The 4,320-nt window shown below is 39.3% G+C and carries 5 protein-coding genes; 3 read left to right on the top strand and 2 right to left on the bottom strand.

Going from position 1 to position 4,320, the window contains the following annotated elements; genetic code table 11:
* Positions 1–936 (top strand): glycoside hydrolase family 113 (locus ACEW8O_RS15305; RefSeq protein ID WP_373495494.1); only part of this gene is annotated, 936 nt, incomplete at its 5' end.
* 170 nt (positions 937–1,106) lie between these two features.
* Here ACEW8O_RS15305 and ACEW8O_RS15300 read toward each other — a convergent pair.
* Complete coding sequence (locus ACEW8O_RS15300; RefSeq protein WP_373495493.1) at positions 1,107–1,340, bottom strand: hypothetical protein; 234 nt, start codon at positions 1,338–1,340, stop codon at positions 1,107–1,109.
* Between the two features lie 19 nt (positions 1,341–1,359).
* Here ACEW8O_RS15300 and ACEW8O_RS15295 point away from each other — a divergent pair, with 19 nt between their 5' ends.
* The gene (locus tag ACEW8O_RS15295; RefSeq protein ID WP_373495492.1) at positions 1,360–1,542 is read left to right on the top strand and encodes a hypothetical protein; all 183 of its coding nucleotides are present in this window, start codon (positions 1,360–1,362) and stop codon (positions 1,540–1,542) included.
* Positions 1,543–1,688: 146 nt separating this feature from the next.
* Complete coding sequence (locus ACEW8O_RS15290) at positions 1,689–3,065, top strand: S41 family peptidase (protein WP_373495491.1); 1,377 nt, start codon at positions 1,689–1,691, stop codon at positions 3,063–3,065.
* 182 nt (positions 3,066–3,247) lie between these two features.
* On the opposite strand, the gene ACEW8O_RS15285 is transcribed toward ACEW8O_RS15290, so the two are convergent.
* A complete protein-coding gene (locus ACEW8O_RS15285) occupies positions 3,248–3,979 on the bottom strand; it encodes a hypothetical protein (protein WP_373495490.1) in 732 nt (243 codons plus the stop codon).
* Positions 3,980–4,320 lie beyond the last annotated feature (341 nt).

Below are 4,320 nucleotides of genomic sequence, written 5' to 3'. Positions count from 1 at the left end.
GACAGGCAAAAAGGAGTTTGCTGGGTGGGAAGTTCCCGGCCTTTTGATGGCTGGGAATTGGATTCACTTTCATTTATTGGCATCACACATATATCACAGACGCCTTTTGGCTGGCAATCCGATCCCAACCTTCCTGATATCAAATGGGAAAAACATACCGACCGTATGTGGTGGGGAGAATCTCTCGAAGGCGTCAAAACTACTACAAATTTGGCCAGGGAAAAAGGAGTAGAGTCCATCCTCAAACCACATCTCTGGGTAAGGGGAGAATGGCCCGGGGCAATCAAAATGTTGTCGGAGGAGGATTGGAAAACATGGTTTGGGCAATATGCGGAATTTATCCTTTATTATGCGGTCTATGCCGAAGAACATAAAATCCCCATCCTGTGCATCGGAACAGAACTGGAAATGACCTCGGAAAGGGAAAGGGATTGGAGAAACCTGATCACAGAGATCAGAAAAGTATATGGTGGAGAACTCACCTATGCAGCCAACTTTACAGAATATGAACAAGTCAAATTCTGGGATGTTTTGGATTATATTGGCATTCAGGCCTATTTCCCGTTGGCGGACAAGATCAATCCTGACTTACAGACTTTGAAGAATAGTTGGGGGAAAAAAATCAAAGAAATCGAGAAAGTACAGAAGAAATTCAACAAACCTGTAATATTTACAGAGATCGGATATTGTAATACCGTGGATGCAGCCATCGAACCTTGGATCTGGCCCAATGAACGTAATGAAGTGGCTTTATCAGAGGAAGTACAGGCCATGTGCTATCAGGCATTTTTCGAAACAGTCTGGAAAAAAGACTGGCTGGCAGGCGCTTATTTTTGGAAATGGTATCCTCAGCCCAGAGATAGGGATCCGGACTTTACGCCTCAGAAGAAAAAAGCACAGGAGGTAATGAAAAGGTTTTATGTTGCTGAATTTTAGTTGTATTTGTATCAAATGTCTTAATTTGACCGATGTTGCCTGCCTGCCGGAAGGTAGGGGTGTCCGATGTCCGATGACCGATGTGGGAATAGGCTCGTCCGTCATATTGAGCATAGCGAAACATCTCTCGATATATGACTGGAAACAGGAGCCAGAAGTTTAATCCTGCATTAAATGAAGGGGGAAGTTGATTTTAAACCATTTCTTTTGATTGCTTTTATACCCAGAATGAAAGCAATAACCAAACACACCAAACCTACCGCCACCAAAAGAATTTCTGTCCCAGAAGGTAATTGAAGACCTCTTGTCATTCCAAAAAATAACAGACCACAGACATAACCGATTCCATAGACTGGTTTTTCAATACCGGTTAATTCCACTGGTTTTGTTTTGGAAATATCCATTTTGAGTTCCGATGAATATATGTCAAAAAACAAAAACCTTAATTTTCCCCACTCCCAAAAGCAAAGCCAAAAGCAGCCCAATACCATCATAAAAGCCAGAAAAGCAGTATTGCCAAACCCTACCCCGATGGTAATGAACAAAATATTTATCATGATCCCTGTGAAAATGATAGTCCCAATTGCCAAATTCAAAACAATATAAAAATCCTACCACCATAAAATATTTCAAAACCAATTATATTTTTTTCTAATTTAGATCAGTTTTATTCAAAATGACTCACCCTTATCACAAAGCTGTGTCTAAATGAAAAGAGTTTAAAATTGTTAAACTTTTATCCAATTTACACTATGAAAAATTCATCTCTATTTGCAGCATTTCTTTTCTCTTGGTTTCAAGGAAATTCACAATATTATATCTCGAAAGAGAAAGCTATTGAAGATCTCGATTTTTGTAATAAAACATTACAGGAAGTCCATTATAATCCATTTTTATTCGTAGAAAGGGATGCGTATTTCGCTGAAGTCGAAAACATAAAAAGTCTTCTTCAGGATTCTGTCCCGATTCAGGATTTTATTCTTTCACTTTACGGGCTGACCGCCATGATGGAAGACAGCCACAGCAGCCCGGCCTTTCAGCAGCCTGCACTACAGGAGGAGGAGACGAAAAAGCAATTTTTCCCTTATAAAACAGTGCTGGATAATGATAAACTGTATGTTCCAAATGAAACGGCATTAGTTTCAGGAATCCCTGTAGGTTCAGAAATTACAGCCATAAACAATGTTGATATAGGACCCTTACTCGTAAAGTATCAAAATAATATAGGCGGTTTACCTCAATACAAGAAGGAGGTAGCAAACAGGTTATTATTCCGTAGTCTGTATCTTTCAGGTATTAAAGCTCCCTTTATTATCGATTATATTAATCCTTCAGGCCGCAAAGACCAAAAACGGGTTGATGAAGGTATCAGCAACGTTCAGGGGTTACTTGTTGCATATCCGGGCTTTGCGGAAGGCAATTACTACAAGATCCTGGAAGATAAAACGGGCTATATAAAATTCAGCAATATGGTTGGATCTATTGATGAATGGATACAGTTTTTGAAAACTGCCTTTGCAGAATTCAGGGAAAAAAATATTCAACACGTTGCAATCGATATCAGGGATAATTCAGGTGGAGACTCTATTCTGGGTGAGGTGCTGTTTGGTTTTATCACTACTAAGGAATATCAGTTAATGGGTTACAAAAAGTGGAAGGTAAGTCAGCTATACAAAGATAACCTGATCGCAAATGGAATGACCAGCGAAGAATACCTGCAGAAGGAAACCGGAAGTATATGGGAAATTGGTGACTGTGAAACTGCAGTAAGCAGAATGCCTGTGGAAGATAAGTTCCAGGGACAGGTATATCTGTTAACAGGTGCCTTCACATTTTCAAGTGCAAATATGATTGCCGATGGGGCGAAGGAATATGAACTTGCACAGCTTGTAGGAGAGCCTACAGGTGAAATGACTACTGATTTTGGGGAGCTTTTCAGTATCACGTTGCCCAACAGTGAAATAATTTTGAACATTACTACCTCATTGGATGTAGGAGCAGCATGTGATCCTGATTCGAAGTCCGCAGTTACTCCCGATGTCCTGATAGTTCCTTCCCTGGAAGACAAGATCAATGGGAAGGACAAGGTTTTAGAGTATGTATTAAAGCAGGCTAAAGGAACAAAATAGGAGAGTTCATCAAAAACCCAAATTTTCATTTTCTGAAATTGGAGTTTTTGTTTCGCATTATTTAAAGTAGCATCTCTATCCTTGGGCCCTACAATACCGGCTGGGGAGCGGTAAGAAATAAAGATGAGGTTATGATAGCCATATTAATTATTTTCTTGTTCAGAATTGGTTTGCAGTTCTTGTTAGCGGTCTGTTTTGTGAAGAGAAGTGGATTTGCTAGCAATTACCTTTCCACCACTATCCTGTTTAAAAAATGGCTTTAGGGCCAATATGAAAGCAATAACCAAACACACCAAACCTACCGCCACCAAAACAAATTCTGTCCCAGAGGGTAATTGCAGACCTCTTGACATTCCAAAAAATAACAGGCCACAGACATAACCGATACCATAAACTATTTTTTCAATACCGGTTAATTTCAAAGATTTTGTTTCGGATATGTCCATTGTGAGTTCCGATGAATATATGTCAAAAAACAAAACTCTGATTTTTCCCCATTCCCAAAAGCAAAGCCAAAGGCAGCCCAATACCATCATAAAAGCCAGATAAGCAGTATTGCCAAACCCTACTCCGATGGTAATTAACAAAATGTTCACCATGATCCCTGTGAAAATGATACTCCCAACTGCCAGCGTTCTGCTGAACATAACCAGAATGCCGGCCATGACCTGCATTCCTCCGAGAAACTGCCAATACACTCCGGTAGAAAGCAGCATGTCAAAAAACAAACCTACTGGGTTCGTATTTCCCAAATTTGAAAAAGGCAGACCAAAAAGCTTTACCAAACCGGTAGGAATAAATCCCATGGAAAGGAGAAACCGGAGACCAAGGGTCCCTCGGAAGAGCCAATTGTTTTGCCTGGCCTTTTCTGATAAGTTAAGAATTGCGATATCGGCTTCGGAAGATTTCTTCATTAAGAGTTTTGTAAAAGTTGATCTGAACAGTTTGATGATGTAAAAATGGATGAAATGTTACAAAGTCAGTATATATTTTTTATCAAAATAGAAATGAAAGTATGGTATATGTAATAGGACTGCAATAACTCATTTCTAAAATTTGATCTGACAGAATAGATGTTTGTAATATAATCAAGGTTTTTCGACATTATTATTTGTCGTAATCGACCTTACATAAGAATCTGGAAGCGCATAAACCTGCCAAAGTCCAAAGAGTAAAACGATAGTGGCTATTAGAAATATTATCAAATTTCCAATAAATCCAATCCCAAAGGGCTGGGTTAACAACAAAATAATGC

The sequence above is a fragment of the Aquiflexum sp. genome (assembly GCF_041749095.1).
In the GTDB taxonomy this organism is placed as follows: domain Bacteria; phylum Bacteroidota; class Bacteroidia; order Cytophagales; family Cyclobacteriaceae; genus Aquiflexum.
The sequence above is the reverse complement of the archived record's forward strand: the minus strand, read 5'-3'. Positions and strand labels throughout refer to the sequence as shown.

Excerpts from the sequence above, each read along its gene's own strand:
- ACEW8O_RS15285 (WP_373495490.1), bottom strand. The coding sequence starts at position 3,979 with ATGAAGAAATCTTCCGAAGCCGATATCGCAATTCTTAACTTATCAGAA.
- ACEW8O_RS15295 (WP_373495492.1), top strand. The coding sequence starts at position 1,360 with ATGTCAAAAAACAAAAACCTTAATTTTCCCCACTCCCAAAAGCAAAGC.
- ACEW8O_RS15300 (WP_373495493.1), bottom strand. The coding sequence starts at position 1,340 with ATGGATATTTCCAAAACAAAACCAGTGGAATTAACCGGTATTGAAAAA.
- ACEW8O_RS15290 (WP_373495491.1), top strand. The coding sequence starts at position 1,689 with ATGAAAAATTCATCTCTATTTGCAGCATTTCTTTTCTCTTGGTTTCAA.